Raw genomic sequence first — 20,544 nt, 5'->3', positions numbered from 1 at the left:
CTCCCACACAAGCGGGCCCCCACACAAACCAAATTCAGTGGCGCACGCCACACAGGGAGAAAACATGGCTGTTGATATTTTCATCAAGATCGGCGACATCAAGGGCGAGTCCATGGACAAGGCCCACAAGGACGAAATCGACGTGCTGAACTGGAGCTGGGGCATGGCCCAGTCCGGCAACATGCACGTTGGCGGTGGCGGCGGCGCGGGCAAGGTGAATATCCAGGACCTGTCGCTGACCAAGTACGTCGACAAGGCCTCGCCGAACCTGATGATGCACTGCGCCAGCGGCAAGCACATCGACAAGGTCAAGCTGACCGTGCGCAAGGCCGGCGGCGAAAGCCAGGTCGAGTACATGGTGATCAACCTCGAAGAAGTGCTGGTCACGTCCCTTAGCACCGGCGGCTCGGGCTCCGATGATCGCCTGACCGAGAACGTCACCCTGAACTTTGCCCAAGTGATGGTCGACTACCAGCCGCAAAAAGCCGACGGCACCAAAGACGGCGGCGCGATCAAGTTTGGCTGGAACATCCGTTCCAACACCAAGCGCTGATACGCCTGCCTCGCCCCGCCGTAGCAGCTGTCGAGCGCAGCGAGGCTGCGTTCGACTGCGAAGCAGTCGCAAACCAGACACTGGGTTTTATCCAATAAACCTCAGTGCCTGGTTTACGAGGACTTCGTCCTCGAACGCAGCCTCGCTGCGCTCGGCAGCTGCTACGGGGGGCTTTCATTCTTGATATTGTCCGTGGAGCTGCTTTGGTGGTAACTGAAATCGCTTCCCGCGACCGTCTGCAACCGTCCCTGCTGGACCGGTTGACCGATGACGACCCAACCAACCCCAAGGAAAGCGCCGACAAACGCGTGCTGTCCCTGACCCAATTAAAAGCCTCGGTGCTGCGCGACCTGGCGTGGCTGCTCAATACCACGTCGTTGCTGGATGCCGATGCCACGCTGCACACCCCGGCCGGTACTTCGGTGGTCAATTACGGCCTGCCGGCACTCGCGGGCAACAGCGTGTCCAGCGTCGACATCAAGGCCCTCGAAGCCCTGATCTACCAGGCGATCGCCACCTTTGAGCCGCGTATTTTGCGCCACACCTTGCGCGTCAAAGCCCGCGTCGGCCATGGCGAGATGAACCACAACGCGCTGAGTTTCGAGATCGAAGGCGACCTGTGGGCGCAGCCGGTGCCCTTGCGCCTGCTGCTGCAAACCGACTTGGACCTGGAATCCGGCCATGTGCGCGTCGTCAACGCTGACCAGCGGAGACGCCCATGAACCCGCGCCTGCTGGAGCTGTACAACCAGGAACTGCACCACGTGCGCGAAAGCGCCGCCGAGTTCGCCAAGGAATACCCGAAGATCGCCAGTCGGCTGACCCTGTCCGGCATGGACTGCGCCGACCCGTACGTCGAACGCCTGCTCGAAGGTTTTGCCTACCTGACAGCCCGCGTGCAGCTCAAGCTCGACGCCGAGTACCCGACCTTCACCCATAACCTGCTGGAAATCGCCTACCCGCATTACCTGGCGCCGACGCCGTCGATGACCGTGGTGCAATTGCAGACCGACCCCGACGAAGGCTCATTGGCAAGCGGTTTTCCGCTGCCCCGTGGCACGGTTTTGCGCGCCGCATTGGGCCGTGAAACCCAGACTTGCTGCGAGTACCGCACCGCGCACCCGGTGACGCTGTGGCCGTTGCAGGTCAGTAACGCCGAGTACTTCGGCAACCCGGCCGCCGTGCTCGGTCGCTTGGCCGCCAGCGAGCCGAAAGCCAAGGCGGGCCTTCGCCTGACCTTGCGCACCGGGGCTGAATTGCCCTTCAACAGCCTCGACCTCGACAGCCTGCCGTTGTACCTCAGCGGCGCCGATGAACAGCCGTTTCGCCTCTACGAACAATTGCTCGGCAACGCCTGCGCTGTGTTTGCGCGCAAGCCTGGCGGCGACTGGGTCGAGCGCCTGCCGCAGGACGCGCTGCGCTCCCGGGGCTTTGACGATGCTGACGCGGCCATGCCGGTGGTGGCGCGCGCGTTCCAGGGCTACCGCTTGTTGCAGGAATACTTCGCTCTGCCCCATCGCTTCCTGTTCGTCGAATTCGCTGAGCTGAGCCGCGCGGTCAAACGCTGCGACGGCCAGGAGCTGGAGCTGATCGTGCTCTTCGACCGCCACGAGCCGAGTCTGGAAGGCAGCGTCGGCGCCGCGCAGTTTCTGCCGTTCTGCACCCCGGCGATCAACCTGTTCCCCAAGCGCGTCGACCGTATCCACTTGTCCGACCGCGTCAATGAACACCATGTGATCGCCGATCGCACGCGGCCGATGGATTTCGAGATTCATTCGTTGAACGGCCTGACCGGCCACGGCACCGGACCGGAGCAGCCGTTCCTGCCGTTCTATGCGGTGCGCGACCCGTCGCGTTATGGCCGCGACCAGGCTTATTACACGGTGCGCCGCGAGCCACGGGTATTGTCCAGCGACCAGCGCCGCAACGGCCCGCGCTCCACCTATGTGGGCAGCGAAACCTTCGTCAGCCTGGTCGACAGTCGCCAGGCGCCGTATGGCCATGACCTGCGCCAGCTCGGCGTGACCGCGCTGTGCACCAACCGCGACTTGCCGCTGTTCATGAGCGTGGGCAACGGCAAGACCGACTTCACCCTGGCCGACAGTGCGCCGGTTTTGTCGGTGCGTTGCGTGGCGGGCCCGAGCCGCCCGCGCGCCAGCCACGCGCATGACGCCAAGGCCTGGCGCCTGATCAGCCAGTTGTCGCTCAACTACCTGTCCCTCAGCGAACAGGGTCAGGGTGCGGCGGCCTTGCGCGAACTGCTGCGCCTGTACGGCGACAGTAATGACGCCGCGCTGCAATTGCAGATCGAAGGCCTGCGCGACGTCAGCAGCAAAGCCGTGACCCGGCGCCTGCCGATGCCCGGCCCGATCGTGTTTGGCCGTGGCCTGGAAATCACCCTGGAATTCGATGAAAACGCGTTTCGCGGCACCGGCGTGTTCCTGCTCGGTGCGGTGCTGGAACGCTTCCTGGCACGTTACGTGTCGATCAACAGTTTTACCGAGACGGTGATCCGTACCACCGAACGCGGCGAGATCATGCGATGGAAAGCCAAGCCCGGGCGTCGTCCGACCCTGTGAACACACTGGATGCGATGCATCAGGAGCCCTGGGAATACGACTTCTTCCAGGCGTTGCGCCGCATCGAGTGCGAATCGCCGGACTTGCCGCGCCTGGGCCATTCCCTGCGCCTGGCGGATGACCCGCTGCGCCTCGGGCAACAGGCCGATTGCACCTTTGCCCCGGCGACCCTGGCTTCGGTGGACCCCGGCGGCGACGGCAAACCGGCACGGCTGGAGCAGTTCTTCTTTGGCCTCGGCGGCCCCAACGGCCCGTTGCCGCTGCACATCACCGAGTACGTGCGCGAACGTCAGCGCAACAACGCCGACAGCACCAGCAAGCAGTTTTTGGATGTGTTCCATCATCGCCTGTTGAGCCTGTTTTATCGGGCCTGGGCCGAAGCGCGCCCAACCGTCAGCCACGACCGACCGGACGACGATTACTGGTCCGCACGCCTCGCCGCGCTCAGCGGCCGGGGCATGCCGAGCCTGCTCAATCAAGGGCTGATTCCCGACACCGCCAAGCTGCATTACAGCGGCCACCTGTCGGCACAAACCCGCTACCCGGATGGCTTGAAAGCAATCCTGAGCGAGTATTTCGGCCTGCCGGTGGAGATCGAAGAATACGTTGGACAATGGCTGGAACTGCCCGAGCGCAGCCGCGTGAGTGTCAGCGCCAACCGGCTCGGCGTGGACTTCTGCCTGGGCAGCCATGTGTGGGACCGCCAGCATAAATTCCGCATCCGCCTCGGCCCACTGAAGCTGGATGACTACATGGGCATGCTGCCCGGCAGCCAGCCGTTCAACGAGCTGGTGGCGTGGGTGGCCGAGTACCTGGGCCATGAACTGGACTGGGACCTGAACCTGATTCTGCAACAACCTGAAGTCCCGAAGCTGCAGCTTAACGGCCAGTTCCGGCTGGGCTTCAACACTTGGCTCGGCCAGCCCGAGCACGACGCCAACGACCTAATCCTGGCCCGGCATTACGCCGATCACGCCACCACCTCAAGGAATCCAGAGCATGGGTGAAATCAGTCGCGCCGCACTGTTCGGCAAACTCAACAGCGTGGCCTACAAGGCCATCGAAGCCGCCACCGTGTTCTGCAAACTGCGGGGCAACCCGTATGTGGAACTGGCTCACTGGTTTCACCAACTGCTGCAACTGCAGGACTCGGACCTGCACCGCATCATCCGCCAGTTCAACGTTGAGCCGGCGCGCCTGGCCCGTGACCTGACCGAAGCCCTCGACCGCCTGCCGCGCGGCTCGACCTCGATCACCGACCTGTCGTCCCACGTGGAAGAAGCCGTGGAACGCGGCTGGGTCTACGGCAGCCTGATGTTTGGCGAAAGCCAGGTGCGCACCGGCTACCTGGTGCTGGGCATTCTGAAGACGCCGAGCCTGCGCCATGCGCTGCTGGGCTTGTCTGCCGAGTTCGACAAGATCAAGCCCGAAGCCTTGAGCGAACGCTTTGATGAATACGTCGGCGACTCGCCCGAGAACGCCTTGAGTGCCAGCGACGGTTTCAACGCCGGTGCCGTGCCGGGCGAAGCCAGCGGTGCAATGGCCCCGAGCGCGATGGGCAAGCAGGAAGCGCTCAAGCGTTTTACCGTCGACCTGACCGAACAGGCGCGCAGTGGCAAGCTCGACCCGATCGTGGGGCGTGACGAAGAGATTCGCCAGTTGGTGGACATTCTCATGCGCCGCCGCCAGAACAACCCGATCCTCACCGGTGAAGCCGGCGTCGGCAAAACCGCCGTGGTCGAAGGTTTCGCCCTGCGCATCGTCGCCGGGGACGTGCCGCCCGCGCTCAAAGACGTGGAGTTGCGCAGCCTCGACGTGGGCCTGCTGCAAGCTGGCGCCAGCATGAAAGGCGAGTTCGAACAGCGCCTGCGCCAAGTCATCGAAGACGTGCAGGCCTCGCCCAAGCCGATCATCCTGTTTATCGACGAAGCCCACACCCTGGTGGGTGCCGGTGGCGCCGCCGGCACCGGTGACGCGGCCAACCTGTTGAAACCCGCCCTGGCGCGCGGCACCCTGCGTACCGTGGCCGCCACCACTTGGGCCGAGTACAAAAAGCACATCGAGAAAGACCCGGCCCTGACCCGCCGCTTCCAAGTGGTGCAAGTTGCCGAGCCGTCGGAAGACAAAGCCCTGCTGATGATGCGCGGCGTGGCCTCGACCATGGAAAAACACCACCAGGTGCAGGTCCTCGACGAGGCGCTGGAAGCCTCGGTGAAGCTCTCGCACCGTTACATCCCGGCGCGCCAGCTGCCGGATAAATCCGTGAGTCTGCTGGACACCGCCTGCGCGCGCGTCGCCATCAGCCTGCACGCGGTTCCCGCCGAGGTGGACGACAGCCGCCGCCGCATTGAGGCGCTGGAAACCGAGCTGCAAATCATTGCCCGCGAGCATGCGATCGGCATCGCCATCGGCGCGCGCCAGACCCACAGCGAAGCCTTGCTGACGGCCGAGCGCGAGCGTCTGGCAACCTTGGAAAGCCGCTGGGCCGAAGAGAAAACCCTGGTCGATGAACTGCTCGCGACGCGTGCAACGCTGCGTGAAAAAGTCGGTGAAGTCGACAGCGGCAACGATGAGTTGCGCGCACAGCTTGTGGACCTGCAACAGCGCCTCACCGCGCTGCAAGGCGAAACCCCGCTGATCCTGCCGACCGTGGACTACCAGGCCGTGGCCACGGTGGTCGCCGACTGGACCGGCATTCCGGTGGGCCGCATGGCCCGCAACGAGCTGGAAACCGTGCTCAACCTCGACCAGCACTTGAAGAAACGCATCATCGGCCAGGACCACGCCTTGCAGATGATCGCCAAGCGCATCCAGACCTCCCGCGCCGGCCTCGACAACCCGAGCAAGCCGATTGGCGTGTTCATGCTCGCCGGCACCTCCGGCGTGGGCAAGACCGAAACCGCCCTGGCCTTGGCCGAGGCCATGTACGGCGGTGAGCAGAACGTGATCACCATCAACATGAGCGAGTTCCAGGAAGCCCACACCGTGTCGACCCTCAAGGGCGCGCCACCGGGCTATATCGGCTACGGCGAAGGCGGCGTGTTGACCGAAGCCGTGCGGCGCAAACCCTACAGCGTGGTGCTGCTGGACGAGGTGGAAAAAGCCCACCCGGACGTGCACGAGATCTTCTTCCAGGTGTTCGACAAGGGCGTGATGGAGGACGGCGAAGGCCGGGTGATCGACTTCAAGAACACCTTGATCCTGCTCACCACCAACGCCGGTACCGAACTGATTTCGCGGGTGTGCAAAGACCCGGCGAACATGCCCGAGCCGGAAGAAATCGCCAAGGCCCTGCGTCAGCCGCTGTTGGAAATTTTCCCGCCAGCATTGCTCGGGCGTTTGGTGACGATTCCTTACTACCCGCTGAGCGACGAGATGCTCAAGGCGATCACTCGCCTGCAACTCAACCGCATCAAAAAGCGCGTAGAGAACACGCACAAAGTCGCCTTCGACTACGACGACGCAGTGGTCGATTTGATCGTCTCGCGCTGCACCGAAACCGAAAGCGGCGGGCGCATGATCGACACCATCCTGACCAACAGCCTGCTGCCGGACATGAGCCGTGAATTCCTCACGCGCATGCTCGAAGGCAAGGCGCTGGCGGGTGTGCGCATCAGCAGCCGGGATAACGAATTGCACTATCAATTCAGTGATATTGATTGACCCTGACGGAACGCGATCAGGAATTGTGAAAGCGGGCCTCTGTGGGAGCTGGCTTGCCTGCGATGCACGCACCTCGGTGTGTCAGGCGCACCTCGGTGATGCTATCGCAGGCAAGCCAGCTCCCACACAAGCCTGCTCCCACATTTAGAGCCGGTTCCTACAGTTACTACGCAATTTACGAGTTAACCGATGCTATTCAACCAAGCCTCACGCCTGGCCAAGATCACCAGCCCTCTCGGGCCGGATGTGCTGTTGCTGAATGAAATGGGGGGCGGCGAAGAGCTGGGCAGGCTGTTCAACTTTGAGCTGCAACTGACCTCGCTGGACGCCAACATCGACCTCAACCAGTTGCTGGGCAAGCCGATGAGCGTCGGCGTGCAGTTGGCGGACGGCGGTGAGCGGCACTTCCACGGCCTCGTCGCACGCTGCAGCCAGAACATCGATCAGGGCCAGTTCGCCAGTTACCAAGTGACGCTGCGCCCGTGGCTGTGGCTGCTGAGTCGCACCTCGGATTGCCGAATTTTCCAGAACCTGAGCATCCCGCAGATCATCAAGCAGGTGTTCCGTGATCTGGGCTTTTCCGACTTTGAGGACGCCCTGAGCCGGCCGTACCGCGAGTGGGAATACTGCGTGCAGTACCGTGAGACCAGTTTCGATTTCGTCAGCCGCCTGATGGAACAGGAAGGTATCTATTACTTCTTCCGCCATGAGCAGGACCGTCATGTGCTGGTGCTGGCCGACGCCTATGGCGCTCACACCACGGTGCCGGGCTATGCGTCGATCCCCTACTACCCCAAGGACGAGCAGCAGCGCGAACGCGACCATATGCACAACTGGCACCTGGCGCACGAAGTGCAACCGGGGTCGCTTGAGCTCAACGACTACGACTTCCAGCGCCCCAGCGCCAGTATCGATGTGCGCTCGGCCATGCCGCGCCCGCACACGGCAGGCGACTATCCGCTGTACGACTACCCCGGCACCTACGTGCAGAGCGGGGACGGCGAACACTACGCGCGCACCCGCATCGAAGCCCTGCAAACCTTGCACGAGCAGATCGAGTTCAGCGGCAATGCGCGAGGCCTGGGTTCGGGCCACTTGTTCAGCCTCACCGGCTTCAGTCGCCAGGACCAGAACCGCGAATACCTGATCGTCGGCTGCCGCTATGCCATCGTCCAGGAAAGCCTGGAAAGCGGCGGTGGCTCGGGCTCGGCGCAGTTCGAAAGCGGCCTCACCTGTATCGACGCCCAGCAAAGCTTCCGCCCGCTGGCCAGCACGCACCGGCCTATCGTCAAAGGCCCGCAGACTGCGTTGGTGGTCGGCCCCAAGGGCGAGGAAATCTGGACCGACCAGTACGGCCGCGTGAAGGTGCACTTCTACTGGGACCGTCACGACCAATCGAACGAAAACAGCTCCTGCTGGATTCGTGTGTCGCAATCCTGGGCCGGCAAGAACTGGGGCTCGATGCAGATCCCGCGCATCGGCCAGGAAGTGATTGTGAGCTTTCTGGAAGGTGACCCCGACCGGCCGATCATCACCGGCCGCGTCTACAACGCCGAGCAGACCGTGCCTTACGACCTGCCGGAAAACGCCACCCAGAGCGGCATGAAAAGTCGCTCCAGCAAAGGCGGCACGCCGGCCAACTTCAATGAAATCCGCATGGAGGACAAGAAGGGGCTGGAGCAGTTGTACATCCATGCCGAGCGCAATCAGGACATCGTGGTGGAGGTGGATGAGAGCCACTCGGTGGGGCATGACCGCAACAAGAGTATTGGCCATAACGAGACGGTGACGATTGGCAATAACCGTGTGCGCATCGTCAAGCACGAAGACATCCTTTCGGTGGGCAAGAGGAAAACCGACAGCATCAGCCAAAGCTACGTGATTGAAGTGGGCGAAAACCTGCGCCTGGTCTGCGGTAAAAGCATTCTGGAGTTGAACGCCAGCGGGCAGATCAACCTGAGCGGCGTGAATATCAGCTTCCACGCCAGCGGCGATGCCGAATTCAACACCGGCGGCGTCCTGCACCTGAACAACGGCGGCGGCCCCGGCGCGTCGCCCGATGGCCAGGGCATGAAAACCAGCATCGACGCCAATATCAACGCCGCGTTTCCCGCGCCTAAAAGCTCCTGACGAGACCTGCTTGCCATGACGTACCGAATCAACGAATTCCAGTTTCAACTGCCTGAGGGCGAACTGCAGGATGCGACGATCAATATCCTCAAGTTTCCCGCGCTGGGCACGTCCTTGATCATCAGCCGCAGCTTGCTCGCCGACGGCGAAACCCTGCACAGCAACTTCAGCGACCAACTCCAGCGCCTGGAAAAACAGGTGCAGGATTTACGCTGCCAACCAAGCGTCGATGTGCGTTTGGGCGCGGCGCAAGAGGTAGAAGGCATCGAGCTGCGCAGCCAGTTCAACAAGGGCAATGACAAGGTGTTCCAGTATCAACTGGCGCTCGTGATTCCGGGCACACGCAAGATGATGGCCTTGAGTTATGTGAAGGCGGACACGCTGGGCGATGCCGAGGCTGCGCACTGGGCAACGATTAAAAACTCGCTGTCGTTCGACGCCATTTCTTGATGAGCAGCTTGCATGTCTGACGCGTTATGGGCGGCCCGCATGGGCGATGCGCTCTCCCACACCTCGATGATGGCGGACATCCTCGGCGGGGTGCTGGAGGTGGCGGCCAATATCGCGATCACCGCCGTGGCGACCGCTGCCGTCGTGGCCGCCACCGGCATTACCGTGGCCACCGGCGGGCTCGGCTGCTTCGTGCTGGGCGCGGTGGTCGGCACGATTGTCGGCCTGGCCATGAGCAAGAGCGGGGCCGATAAGGGACTGACGAAATTTTGCGATGCCTTCAGCAACGCCCTTTTTCCGCCCACGGTGCAGGCGAATATCCTCACCGGCTCCACCGACACCCTGACCAACAACACGCCCGCCGCCCGTGCTGCGGGAGCGATCAGCTCGCATGTCACGCCAGCCGGCACCGAGCTGGAAGAAACCAAGCCTGAACCCGAGCCAGAAGCCAGCTATTTGGACATGGCCGCAGGCTTCTTCTCGCAGATGTGGCGCCCCACTGTCGCGACGCCCGCACCCGGCGCCGTGCCCAAACCGCTGGACCTGGTGGTGTGCATGAAGCACCCGCCGATGCCGCCGCAGTTTCTTGCCGAGGGCTCGGAAAAGGTCACGGTCAACGGCCAGCCCGCGGTACGCAGCGGCGACCGCAGTACGTGCGATGCAACGGTGGTGTCGTCCGGGCTGATTTCCTCCAACGTGACCATTGGTGGCGGTTCGGTGGTAGTGCGTGAGATTCGCAGCGGCAAGACCCCGGGGGTTGGGCTGGCCGTGACGGCGCTGCTGATGCTCAAGGGTGGCAAGGGCAAGTTCTTCAGCAAGTTGCCGTGCATGCTGGTCAGCGGGGCTACCTCGATGGCCATCAGCAGCGCGATGGGGGCTGCGGCCAACGCCGCGATGGGTTCGTCGAACCCGGTGCACGCGGCGACCGGCGCCAAAGTACTGGGCGATGTCGAGGAGCTGGATTTCGTTCTCCCCGGCATCCTGCCGATCGACTGGCAGCGCTTCTACAACAGTCGCGATGAGCGCACGGGCAGCCTCTTGGGGGTTGGCTGGAGCGTGCCCTATGAAGTGTGCGTGGAAATCCGCCCACATCCCGAAGGCGGCGAGACGCTGGTCTACACCGACGAGCAAGGTCGCCCTATCGACATGGGCTCCATCCCGCTGGGTGGCGCCGTGTTCAGCGCGGGTGAAGGGCTCGCCGTGCGGCGCCACCTCAATGGGCAATTGCTGATTGAAAGTGACGACGGCCTGTACCGCCTGTTTGAACCCAGCGCGAACCCATCGCTGCTGCGCCTGAGCCAACTCGGTGATCGCAACGACAACCGCATTTATCTGGACTATGACGAAACCGGCCAGTTGGTGCGTTTGCGCGACACCTTCGATCTGGTGCAGGTTGAGCTGGTCCGTGATCAAGGCCATCTGGCCCGCCTCGAACGCCTTTACCCGGATCAACGTCGTGAAGTGCTCGTGAGCTATGGCTACGATGCGGCGGGCAGCCTGGCGCAAGTGCGCGACGCAACCGGCCAGGTGCAACGGCGTTTCGCCTACGACGCGGGCCAACGGTTGGTGGAGCACCAACTGCCCACCGGGTTGCGCTGTTTCTATGAATGGGCTTTTGTTGAAGGCCTGGAATGGCGCGTGGTCCGGCACTGGACCGATGAGGGCGACGCCTACCAATTCGACTATGACTTGAAGGCCGGTATCACGCGCATCACTGACAGTTTGCAGCGCGTCAGCACGCGGCACTGGAACACTCAGCACCAGATCATTCAGTACAGCGACAACCTCGGCCAGACCTGGCTGTTCGAGTGGAACGACGAACGCCAATTGCTCAGCGCCACCGACCCACAGGGCGGGCGCTTTGAATACAGCTACGACGAAAGCGGCAACCTGATCGGCGAAACCGACCCGCTGGGCCGCAGTGATTCAACCTTGTGGCTGGAGCATTGGGCATTGCCGCTGGTGGAAACCGACGCCGCCGACAACAGCTGGCAGTATCGCTACGACCCACGCGGCAATTGCATCGCCGAAACCGATCCGCTGGGCTATGTCACCCGCTACCGCTATGACGACCACGGCCAGGTCGTGGAAATCATCGATGCCACCGGCAAACGTAAAACACTGCGCTGGAACCCGTTCGGGCAACTGGTCGAGCACATCGACTGCTCGGGTTACCCGACGCGCTTCAGCTACGACGAGCGCGGTTATCTGCAGGTGATTACCGATGCGCTCGGCGAACGCACCCAATTCAGCTACGACGCCCAAGGCCGACTGCTCAGCAGCCAACTGCCGGACGGCCGCACGGAGCACTATCAGCGCGACACCAGCGGGCAATTGGTGGGGTACACCGACCCCGCAGGCCATACGACGCTGTATCAGCACAACCGCCGTGGCCAAGTACGCCAGCGCACCGACGCCCACGGTCGGCAGGTGCAGTTTGGCTACGACAGCTACGGGCGACTGCAAGCGCTGGTCAACGAGAACGGGGAAAGTTATCGGTTCGCGTGGGACGCCGGTGACCGGCTGACCGAGCAGCAAGACCTCGACGGCAGCGCCAAGCGCTACGACTACGACCTGCTGGACAACATCACGGTGGTGACTGCCCTCGCGGCACCTTACGGCAATGGCTTGGCGCTGGTGCCCGAGACGCCGCCCGCCCCTATCGTGCATCGGCTGGAGCGTGATGCGGTCGGCCGCCTGGTAGCCAAAACCACCGACGATGGCCGCACCGACTATGCCTACGATGCGGTGGACCAACTCACCGCCGTCACCTTCACCGACCTGCAAGGCAACGCCCAAACGCTGGGCTTCGCCTATGACGCCCTCGGCCAGTTGCTTGGCGAACAGAGTGCGGCGGGCAGCCTGCAACACCACTACGACGAACTCGGCAACCTGATCCAGACCCAACTGCCGGACGGCCGCTGGCTCAATCGCCTGTACTACGGCAGCGGCCACCTGCACCAGATCAACCTCGACGGCCAGGTCATCAGCGACTTCGAACGCGATCGCCTGCACCGCGAAGTGCTGCGCACCCAAGGCCAGCTCACCACCCGCAGCGAATACGACCGTAGCGGCCGCCTGCGCGCGCGCCAGCGCCGCCACTCGAGCCAGCCATCGCTGATGCCGGCAACAACGCAAAAGCAGTTCGAGTACGACCCCGCCGACAACCTGATCGGCAAACTCGACCAGCAACCCGCCGCGCAACACCGCCAACTGCTGCACTACGACGCCACCGGACACATCATCGCCAGCCAGGACAGCCTGCACGGCCAGCGCGAAACCTTTGCCTACGACGCCGCCGCCAACCTGCTGGACGGCCCACAGCTCGGCGCGGGATTGGTGGTGCATAACAAGCTGCTGACGTACCAGGACAAGCGTTATCGGTACGACGCGTTTGGGCGGATGATCGAGAAGCGCAGCGCCACGCGTGGGGTGCAGCGGTTTGCGTATGACGCGGAAAGTCGGTTGGTTGAAGTGCGTCATGAGAACGGCAGCGTGGTCCGAATGGCGTATGACCCGCTGGGTCGGCGGATTGAGAAAGCCGAGCATGGGAGTGACGGGTATCCGCTGGGCGGGACTCGGTTCATGTGGGATGGCTTGCGGTTGCTGCAGGAGCATAAGCACAGCCAGACGAGTCTTTATGTTTACGCAGATGAAGGCTACGAACCCTTGGCGCGGGTGGACGGCGCCGGGCCGTTGCAAAAGATTCGCTACTACCACAACGACCTGAACGGGTTGCCGGAACAGTTGACCGAAGCTGATGGGCATGATGTCTGGCGAGCGACGTATCGTGTGTGGGGCAACACCGTCGAGGAAGTGCGCGAGCCTTATTACATTGAAGAGCAGAATCTGAGGTTTCAGGGGCAGTACCTGGACCGGGAGACGGGGCTGCATTTCAATACGTTCAGGTTTTATGATCCGGATGTGGGGCGGTTTACTACGCCGGATCCGATTGGTCTAAATGGGGGTATCAACCTTTACGCCTATGCAACGAATCCGATTGAGTGGGTAGACCCTCTCGGATTAACTTGCACGAAAGCCTTCAATAAAAGGCAAAACATTTCAAAAAAATGGGTAAGCAAGCTTTCCGGCAAAACTCCTGAGCAAGTTGAAGCGTCGTTGATGAAAAAAGGCTATACGAAAAGCATCACAAACGTAGGCACAAACAAAACTCAGCACACCCAATTCACTAGGACGACGAAATCTGGAAACAAGGATGTACTGGACTACCACCCCGGTGGAGGTGTCCACCAATCAAGCTACTGGAAGGTCTACCGGAATGGGGAAGTCCAGGGACGTATAGCGCCCAAAGACTTTATGAAATACGAAAAAATTGTCGACAGTCCAGTTTTTGTAGACGGCGCGTTAATGAATGTACCGAAATAGAGGTCGCAATGGATTTAACTAATGCAATAGTCCCGAACACTTCGATCGGTGGAATAACCATCGGTGAAAATGTTTCCCAGATTCAGGCGCGTTTATCAAGTAGATACAAGACCCACAACGGCCCCAACTCTCTGACAATTAACGACGGGTTTATTACGGCCTACCACGGCGCCGACGGCATCATTTCTGCTATCTCGTGCAATGCTACTTTCAAGGGCAACTATGAGAATAAGCTCTGGCCGGGAATGACGGTATTCGATGTTCTAAAGGTGTCCAAAGTGCAGGTGGCTTGGTCCGGATTCGTGCAAATAGATCAGATCAGCGGCATAGGCCTCTCTTTGCCGGAGGAATACGATGATTTCGATTCTTTGACCGATCATTTCGATCTCGACTTCGTATTTACTGAGCTGTGGGTTTACGACTTTTAGGTTGCTGACAAACTAGTACCCAACAAAAATGGGCACCCGACCCAGTCGGCGTGCCCATTTCTTTTACCGCCCCGCCTCCCTTCGAGACGGTACTGCTCTTACGGGTTGACGCTGTCTTTGAGCGACTTGCCCGGCTTGAACGCAACGGTGTTGCTCGCCTTGATCTTCACAGGCTCACCGGTTTGCGGGTTTTTGCCGGTGCGGGCGCCGCGGTGGCGTTGCAGGAAGGTGCCGAAGCCAACCAGTGTGACGCTGTCCTTGCGATGCAGGGCGCCGGTGATTTCTTCGAGAACGGCGTTGAGTACGCGGTTGGCCTGTTCTTTGGTGAGATCCGCTTTTTCAGCGATGGCGGCTGCGAGTTCTGGTTTACGCATAAGTGAAGCCTCTTTGACGGTTTTTTGTTGTTATGTCCGTGCTGCTCTCTGACGGAGCAGCGCCCAAGGCGCCGCAGGCTCTACTCTGCGGCAGACGGAAGTGAGGATGGCATGCCCTCGGACGCCGCGCCAGTCTCGCGGCGACCTTTCTAGGGGGGAAAACAGGGGTATTCCGACAGAACGACCGGTATTTACGCCAGCAGCGGCGGAAGTTCTTTGTTCAGGGCCAGTTTTTCCATCACGGCGCTGCCAGTCAGGGCGTACCCCAGCAGGCGACCGCCGGCATCGCGGCACAATGCCTTGATGTCGGCGCCCTCACCTTCAACGCTCCACACGCCTTCCGTGCCCCGTGGTGGTGGCGAAACTACCAGCGGGCAGATCGGGGTTTTCACGGTGATCGGCATCGGCCCGTAGCTCACCGCCGTGGCGTTACCGGCCAGGGTTTGGGCCAGGGCGCGGGCGCAGCTCATCAGCGGCATCACGTACAGCAGGTTCAGGCCGTCAACCTCGGCGCAATCGCCCAGCGCATAGATGTTGGCGTGGGAGGTCTTGAGGTGGCGGTCCACCATGATCCCACGGTTGATTTGCAGGCCGGCGGCGGCGGCCAAGTCCACACGTGGGCGCAGGCCGATGGCCGAGACCACCAGGTCGCAGTGGATCACTTCACCATCCGACAAGTGCGCTTCCAGGCCATCAGCGCTGCGCTGCAGACGATTGAGCACCGGGCCCAGGTGGAAACGTGCCCCCAGGCCTTCCAGCCCGGCTTGTACAGCGGCAGCGGCAGCCGGGTGCAGCAGGGTTGGCATGACTTGCTCGCACGGCGCCACCAGGTCGATTTCGTAGCCGCCCAGGATCAGGTCGTTGGCGAACTCACAGCCGATCAGGCCGGCGCCAAGCAGCAGCACGCGGCGTTTGCCGGCGGCAGCGGCGCGAAAGCGCGCGTAGTCTTCAAGGTCGTTGATCGGGAAAATCAGCTCAGCCGCGTCGCCTTCAACCGGCACCCGCACCGTTTCTGCGCCCCACGCCAGGATCAGGTCTCGGTAGGCCACCGCTTCCTCGCCGATCCACAGGCGTTTATGGCCAGGGTCGATGCCGCTGATACGCGTATGGGTACGCACTTCGGCCTTGAGTTGCTCGGCCATGGCGCCGGGTTCGGCCATGCTCAGGCCATCGGCTTCCTTGTTTTTGCCAAAGCCGGTGGAGAGCATGGGCTTGGAGTAGGAGCGCCCGTCATCCGCGGTGATCAGCAGCAACGGGGTCTCGCTGTCGAGCTTGCGAAACTCCCGGGCTACGTTGTAACCGGCCAATCCTGTGCCGATGATCACGACAGGTGCGTTCATTCCTTTCTCCTTGTAGTACGTTTCTTAAATGTTCAGATCAGCCGATTTCGATCATTTCGAAATCCATTTTGCCCACGCCGCAGTCAGGGCACAGCCAGTCTTCCGGGACGTCCTGCCACAGGGTGCCCGGAGCGATTCCGTCATCCGGCCAGCCGTCTTTTTCGTCATAGATCAGGCCGCAGACTACACATTGCCACTTCTTCATTACTTGCTTCCTCAGGGTCCAGGCATCTTGGCCGGCGGTCGATAGACCAACGTTGCCACACGGCTCAGGGCGTTTTGTACTGATCGGGGCCGACAGATGCAAGCGCGATCGACGCACGGGGCCGGTTCAACGCGGCAGAAGTGCGAGGCACCATGGTAAGCTCGCCGCCTCTTTTGCTGCCAATATTGACTCACTGTGCCGCACTCAACCGCCCGCCCCGATGCTTGCCAATGGCTGACCCAGAGCCTTCTGAGCCCATTGCCTGCGCCCTTGACCCTCAATTGGCTGTTCGACGAAGGCTCGCTGACGCGCCGGCTCACGTGGCTGTCGAACGACGGTTTCAGCGTGACGCCGCTGTTCGAAGGCTGGCAGCCGTTGCGTGATGACGAATGCGCCGCGCTGGGCCTGGCCCCGGCCACTGTCGGCTGGGTGCGCGAGGTGTACCTGCGCGGGCACGGCCAGCCGTGGGTGTTTGCCCGCAGTGTGGCGGCACGCAGCGCGCTGCAAGGCGACGGCTTGCACATGGATGAGTTGGGCAGCCGTTCATTGGGTGAGTTGCTGTTCTGCGACCAGGCGTTCACCCGCCAGGCGATCGAAGTGTGCCATTACCCACGGCAATGGCTGCCGACAGCCGACCAGGCCGACAGGTTATGGGGCCGCCGCTCGCGCTTCGACCGTGGGCCGCTGAGTGTGCTGGTGGCGGAGATTTTCCTGCCGGGCTTCTGGCACGCGCTGCATGACCATCCGGAGAACTGCTGATGTATCAACGTCTGCTCAAGTCCCTGAACCGCCTGAACCCCAGGGCCTGGGATTTCGTTCAGTTGACGCGCATGGACAAGCCCATCGGCATTTACCTGCTGCTGTGGCCGACGCTGTGGGCGCTGTGGATTGCCGGCAAGGGGTCGCCGTCCTTCATCAACATCGTGATTTTCGTGCTGGGTGTGGTGCTGACCCGGGCCGGCGGCTGCGTGATCAATGACTGGGCCGACCGCAAGGTCGACGGCCATGTAAAACGCACCGAGCAGCGCCCGCTGGTCAGCGGCAAGATCAGCTCGAAAGAGGCGCTGGTGTTTTTTGCGGTGCTCATGGGCATCAGTTTCCTGCTGGTGCTGTTGACCAACGCCACCACGATCCTGCTGTCCCTCGGCGGTTTGGCGCTGGCGGCGAGCTACCCGTTCATGAAGCGCTACACCTATTACCCGCAAGTGGTGCTGGGCGCGGCGTTCTCCTGGGGCATGCCGATGGCGTTCACCGCCGAGACCGGCCACCTGCCCGCCACGGCGTGGCTGCTGTACATCGCCAATTTGCTGTGGACGGTGGGTTACGACACGTATTACGCGATGACCGACCGTGACGACGACCTGAAGATCGGCGTGAAATCCACCGCCATCCTGTTCGGCGATGCCGACCGCGTGATCATCCTTACCCTGCAAGGCCTGGCGCTGGTCTGCCTGTGGCTGGCGGGCATGCGGTTCGAGCTGGGCGGCTGGTTCCACTTGGGCTTGTTGGCGGCTGCGGGCTGTTTTGCCTGGGAGTTCTGGTACACCCGGGACAAGGACCGCCTGAAATGCTTCAAGGCGTTTTTGCACAACCACTGGGCCGGGTTGGCTATTTTTGTGGGGATTGTGGCGGATTACGGGTTTCGCTGATTCATAAGGGGTTTATGGCGTCAGGTCTGACGCCATCGCGGGCAAGCCCGCTCCCACATTTGGAATGCATTTCGCTGTGGGAGTGGGCTTGCCCGCGATGAACTCAGCCGCGCCGCATGTCAGGGCTTGGCGACTTTCCAGGCACCGTCCATTTTGCCTTCACCGGTCATGTCGCCGGCTTTCTTGTCCATCACGAAGGTGTAGAGCGGCTTGCCGCTGTAGGCCCACTGGCTCTTCTGGTCATCACGGGTGATCACCGTCCACTTGCCCATGGGTTTGTCGGTGGACTCGGCCATCAACGGCGGCCAGTTGGTGGCGCACTTGTCGTTGCACATGGACTTGCCATCGGCATCCTTGGCAAAGGTGTAGAGCGTCATGCCCTTGTGGTCCACCAACATGCCGTCTTTGGTCATCGCCGGGTCTGTCGCGAACGCCAGGGTCGGCAGCGTCAACGCGGCCGTTACCAGCAGGGCTTTCCAGGAAAAAGTACTCTGAGTCATCGGAACCTTCCTTTTGTGGTTGTCAGGATTCGGACCCAAAGGGTAGTCCAGAGTGCCGCGAATTGCCCAAGCGACTAAATTACTGTCACACGACTGCAATAATTCCGTTATCTAATGCGGCGCAAGACAGTTAAATGACAAGAGGATTTAGGCATGGTTGGCAGGAGCATTCTGATCGTTGACGACGAAGCGCCCATTCGCGAAATGATCGCCGTTGCGTTGGAAATGGCCGGCTATGACTGCCTGGAGGCGGAGAACTCCCAGCAGGCCCATGCCATTATCGTCGACCGCAAGCCGGACCTGATCCTGCTGGACTGGATGCTGCCCGGCACCTCCGGCATCGAGCTGGCCCGCCGCCTCAAGCGCGACGAGCTGACCGGGGACATCCCGATCATCATGCTCACCGCCAAAGGCGAAGAGGACAACAAGATCCAGGGCCTGGAAGTCGGCGCCGATGACTACATCACCAAGCCCTTTTCCCCACGCGAGCTGGTCGCTCGTCTGAAAGCCGTACTGCGCCGCGCCGGCCCTACCGACGGCGAAGCGCCGATCGAAGTCGACGGCCTGATCCTGGACCCGATCAGCCACCGCGTGACCATCGACGGCAAGCCGGCCGAGATGGGCCCGACCGAATACCGCCTGCTGCAATTTTTCATGACCCACCAGGAACGCGCCTACACCCGCGGTCAGTTGCTCGACCAGGTGTGGGGCGGCAACGTGTACGTGGAGGAGCGCACCGTGGACGTGCACATCCGCCGCCTGCGCAAAGCCTTGGGCGATGCCTACGAGAATCTGGTACAAACCGTGCGCGGCACCGGCTACCGCTTTTCCACCAAAGGCTGAGCCAGCCCTTCCCTTTCCTTAACAGCTGACAAGGACGCATGTTTAAGTGAACCAGAACTGGCATGGCACCCTGATCCGCCACATGCTGCTGTTGATCACCGGCTGCCTGGTGGTCGGCCTGGTCAGCGGCTATTACGGCTGGAGCCTGGCCGTCGGTATCGGCCTGTACCTGGGCTGGACGCTCAAACAGCTGCTGCGCCTGCATGAATGGCTACGCCAGCACAAACCCGACGAAGCACCGCCCGACGGCTATGGCCTGTGGGGCGAAGTGTTCGACAGCATCTACCACCTGCAACGCCGCGACCAACGGGTACGCGGGCGCCTGCAAGCAGTGATCGACCGGGTGCAGGAATCCACCGCCGCACTCAAAGACGCGGTGATCATGCTCGACAGCGACGGCAACCTGGAATGGTGGAACCGCGCCGCCGAAACTTTGCTGGGCCTCAAGACGCCCCAGGACAGCGGCCAGCCAGTGACCAACCTGGTGCGCCACCCGCGCTTCAAGGAGTACTTCGAACAGGAGAACTACGAAGAAGCCCTGGAAATCCCCTCGCCCACCAACGACCGCGTGCGCATCCAGCTGTACCTGACCCGCTACGGCAACAACGAACACCTGATGCTGGTGCGCGACGTGACCCGCATCCACCAGTTGGAACAGATGCGCAAAGACTTCGTCGCCAACGTCTCCCACGAACTGCGCACGCCGCTGACGGTGATCTGCGGTTACCTGGAGACGCTGCTCGACAACGTCGACGAGATCAACCCACGCTGGAGCCGTGCCCTGCAACAGATGCAGCAGCAAGGTTCACGCATGCAGACGCTGCTCAACGACCTGCTGTTGCTGGCCAAGCTGGAAGCCACCGACTACCCGTCGGACAACCACCCCGTCGCCGTGCAGAGCCTGTTGCAGACCATCAAGAACGACGCCCAGGCCCTCTCGGGGGAACGCGGGCAACAAATCACCCTGGAAGCCGACTCGCACGTGCAGCTCAAAGGCAGCGAGGGCGAACTGCGTAGCGCGTTTTCGAACCTGGTGTTCAACGCCGTGAAGTACACCCAGGACAAAGGCAATATCCGCATCCGCTGGTGGGCCGACGAATACGGCGCGCACCTGAGCGTGCAGGACTCCGGCATTGGTATCGACGCCAAGCACTTGCCGCGCCTGACTGAGCGCTTCTACCGCGTCGACTCCAGCCGCAACTCCAACACCGGCGGCACCGGGCTAGGTTTGGCGATCGTCAAACACGTGTTGCTGCGCCACCGCGCACGGCTGGAAATCAGCAGCGTGCTGGGGCATGGCAGCACCTTTACCTGCCACTTTCCGCCGGCGCAGGTGACGCGTTCACCGGCGATCGGCACAGATGAATAACCTGAAAATGACGCGGGACTAAATGTGGGAGCTGGCTTGCTCGCGAAGGCGGTGGGTCAGTTATGAATGTGTTGAC

17 protein-coding genes are annotated in these 20,544 nt (G+C 61.9%); 13 read left to right on the top strand and 4 right to left on the bottom strand.

The window, feature by feature from the left end; genetic code table 11:
• Window positions 1-64 precede the first annotated feature (64 nt).
• The 9 genes from WBB95_RS21420 (at window position 65) to WBB95_RS21380 (ending at window position 14,188) form a co-directional block, all read left to right on the top strand.
• Complete coding sequence (locus tag WBB95_RS21420) at window positions 65-553, top strand: Hcp family type VI secretion system effector (protein WP_017735732.1); 489 nt, start codon at window positions 65-67, stop codon at window positions 551-553.
• 206 nt (window positions 554-759) lie between these two features.
• Window positions 760-1,275: a type VI secretion system baseplate subunit TssE gene (tssE, locus tag WBB95_RS21415; RefSeq protein WP_005792513.1), complete on the top strand. Its 516-nt coding sequence runs from the start codon at window positions 760-762 to the stop codon at window positions 1,273-1,275.
• Window positions 1,272-3,131, top strand: coding sequence for a type VI secretion system baseplate subunit TssF (gene tssF, locus WBB95_RS21410; protein WP_424489392.1), 1,860 nt, complete (start codon window positions 1,272-1,274; stop codon window positions 3,129-3,131). Before tssE ends, tssF begins: the two co-directional genes overlap by 4 nt.
• The gene (gene tssG, locus WBB95_RS21405) at window positions 3,095-4,138 is read left to right on the top strand and encodes a type VI secretion system baseplate subunit TssG (RefSeq protein WP_424489391.1); all 1,044 of its coding nucleotides are present in this window, start codon (window positions 3,095-3,097) and stop codon (window positions 4,136-4,138) included. Before tssF ends, tssG begins: the two co-directional genes overlap by 37 nt.
• The gene (tssH, locus tag WBB95_RS21400) at window positions 4,131-6,794 is read left to right on the top strand and encodes a type VI secretion system ATPase TssH (protein ID WP_424489390.1); all 2,664 of its coding nucleotides are present in this window, start codon (window positions 4,131-4,133) and stop codon (window positions 6,792-6,794) included. The genes tssG and tssH overlap by 8 nt, the downstream gene beginning before the upstream one ends.
• A 189-nt stretch (window positions 6,795-6,983) precedes the next feature.
• Window positions 6,984-8,924 (top strand): type VI secretion system Vgr family protein, encoded by a 1,941-nt coding sequence (locus WBB95_RS21395; protein WP_424489389.1) that lies wholly within the window; start codon window positions 6,984-6,986, stop codon window positions 8,922-8,924.
• Window positions 8,925-8,939: 15 nt separating this feature from the next.
• On the top strand, window positions 8,940-9,374 hold the full coding sequence (locus WBB95_RS21390) for a DcrB-related protein (RefSeq protein WP_424489388.1): 435 nt from the start codon (window positions 8,940-8,942) through the stop codon (window positions 9,372-9,374).
• A gap of 12 nt (window positions 9,375-9,386) precedes the next feature.
• Window positions 9,387-13,760: an RHS repeat-associated core domain-containing protein gene (locus WBB95_RS21385; RefSeq protein WP_424489387.1), complete on the top strand. Its 4,374-nt coding sequence runs from the start codon at window positions 9,387-9,389 to the stop codon at window positions 13,758-13,760.
• Window positions 13,761-13,768: 8 nt separating this feature from the next.
• Window positions 13,769-14,188 carry a hypothetical protein gene (locus WBB95_RS21380; RefSeq protein ID WP_424489386.1) on the top strand — a complete coding sequence of 140 codons (420 nt, stop codon included), beginning with the start codon at window positions 13,769-13,771 and terminating at the stop codon, window positions 14,186-14,188.
• A 98-nt stretch (window positions 14,189-14,286) separates the two neighbouring features.
• On the opposite strand, the gene WBB95_RS21375 is transcribed toward WBB95_RS21380, so the two are convergent.
• From WBB95_RS21375 to WBB95_RS21365, 3 genes are all read right to left on the bottom strand, one after another.
• Entirely contained in the window at window positions 14,287-14,562 is a 276-nt protein-coding gene (locus WBB95_RS21375; protein ID WP_003213368.1) for an HU family DNA-binding protein, read from the bottom strand.
• A gap of 191 nt (window positions 14,563-14,753) precedes the next feature.
• Complete coding sequence (locus WBB95_RS21370; RefSeq protein WP_424489385.1) at window positions 14,754-15,902, bottom strand: NAD(P)/FAD-dependent oxidoreductase; 1,149 nt, start codon at window positions 15,900-15,902, stop codon at window positions 14,754-14,756.
• A gap of 37 nt (window positions 15,903-15,939) precedes the next feature.
• On the bottom strand, window positions 15,940-16,107 hold the full coding sequence (locus WBB95_RS21365; RefSeq protein WP_003213373.1) for a rubredoxin: 168 nt from the start codon (window positions 16,105-16,107) through the stop codon (window positions 15,940-15,942).
• Window positions 16,108-16,302: 195 nt separating this feature from the next.
• Here WBB95_RS21365 and WBB95_RS21360 point away from each other — a divergent pair, with 195 nt between their 5' ends.
• A complete protein-coding gene (locus WBB95_RS21360) occupies window positions 16,303-16,866 on the top strand; it encodes a chorismate--pyruvate lyase family protein (RefSeq protein WP_424489384.1) in 564 nt (187 codons plus the stop codon).
• Complete coding sequence (gene ubiA, locus WBB95_RS21355) at window positions 16,866-17,756, top strand: 4-hydroxybenzoate octaprenyltransferase (RefSeq protein ID WP_424489383.1); 891 nt, start codon at window positions 16,866-16,868, stop codon at window positions 17,754-17,756. The genes WBB95_RS21360 and ubiA overlap by 1 nt, the downstream gene beginning before the upstream one ends.
• Window positions 17,757-17,875: 119 nt before the next feature.
• On the opposite strand, the gene WBB95_RS21350 is transcribed toward ubiA, so the two are convergent.
• On the bottom strand, window positions 17,876-18,256 hold the full coding sequence (locus WBB95_RS21350) for a hypothetical protein (protein ID WP_424489382.1): 381 nt from the start codon (window positions 18,254-18,256) through the stop codon (window positions 17,876-17,878).
• Window positions 18,257-18,409: 153 nt separating this feature from the next.
• Between WBB95_RS21350 and phoB the strand changes: the two genes are divergently transcribed.
• On the top strand, window positions 18,410-19,099 hold the full coding sequence (phoB, locus tag WBB95_RS21345; RefSeq protein WP_003195617.1) for a phosphate regulon transcriptional regulator PhoB: 690 nt from the start codon (window positions 18,410-18,412) through the stop codon (window positions 19,097-19,099).
• Window positions 19,100-19,181: 82 nt separating this feature from the next.
• The gene (gene phoR, locus WBB95_RS21340) at window positions 19,182-20,468 is read left to right on the top strand and encodes a phosphate regulon sensor histidine kinase PhoR (protein WP_424489393.1); all 1,287 of its coding nucleotides are present in this window, start codon (window positions 19,182-19,184) and stop codon (window positions 20,466-20,468) included.
• Window positions 20,469-20,544: the final 76 nt, after the last annotated feature.

It is taken from the genome of Pseudomonas sp. (assembly GCF_049645325.1).
Taxonomy (GTDB): Bacteria; Pseudomonadota; Gammaproteobacteria; order Pseudomonadales; family Pseudomonadaceae; genus Aquipseudomonas.
The sequence above is the reverse complement of the archived record's forward strand: the minus strand, read 5'-3'. Positions and strand labels throughout refer to the sequence as shown.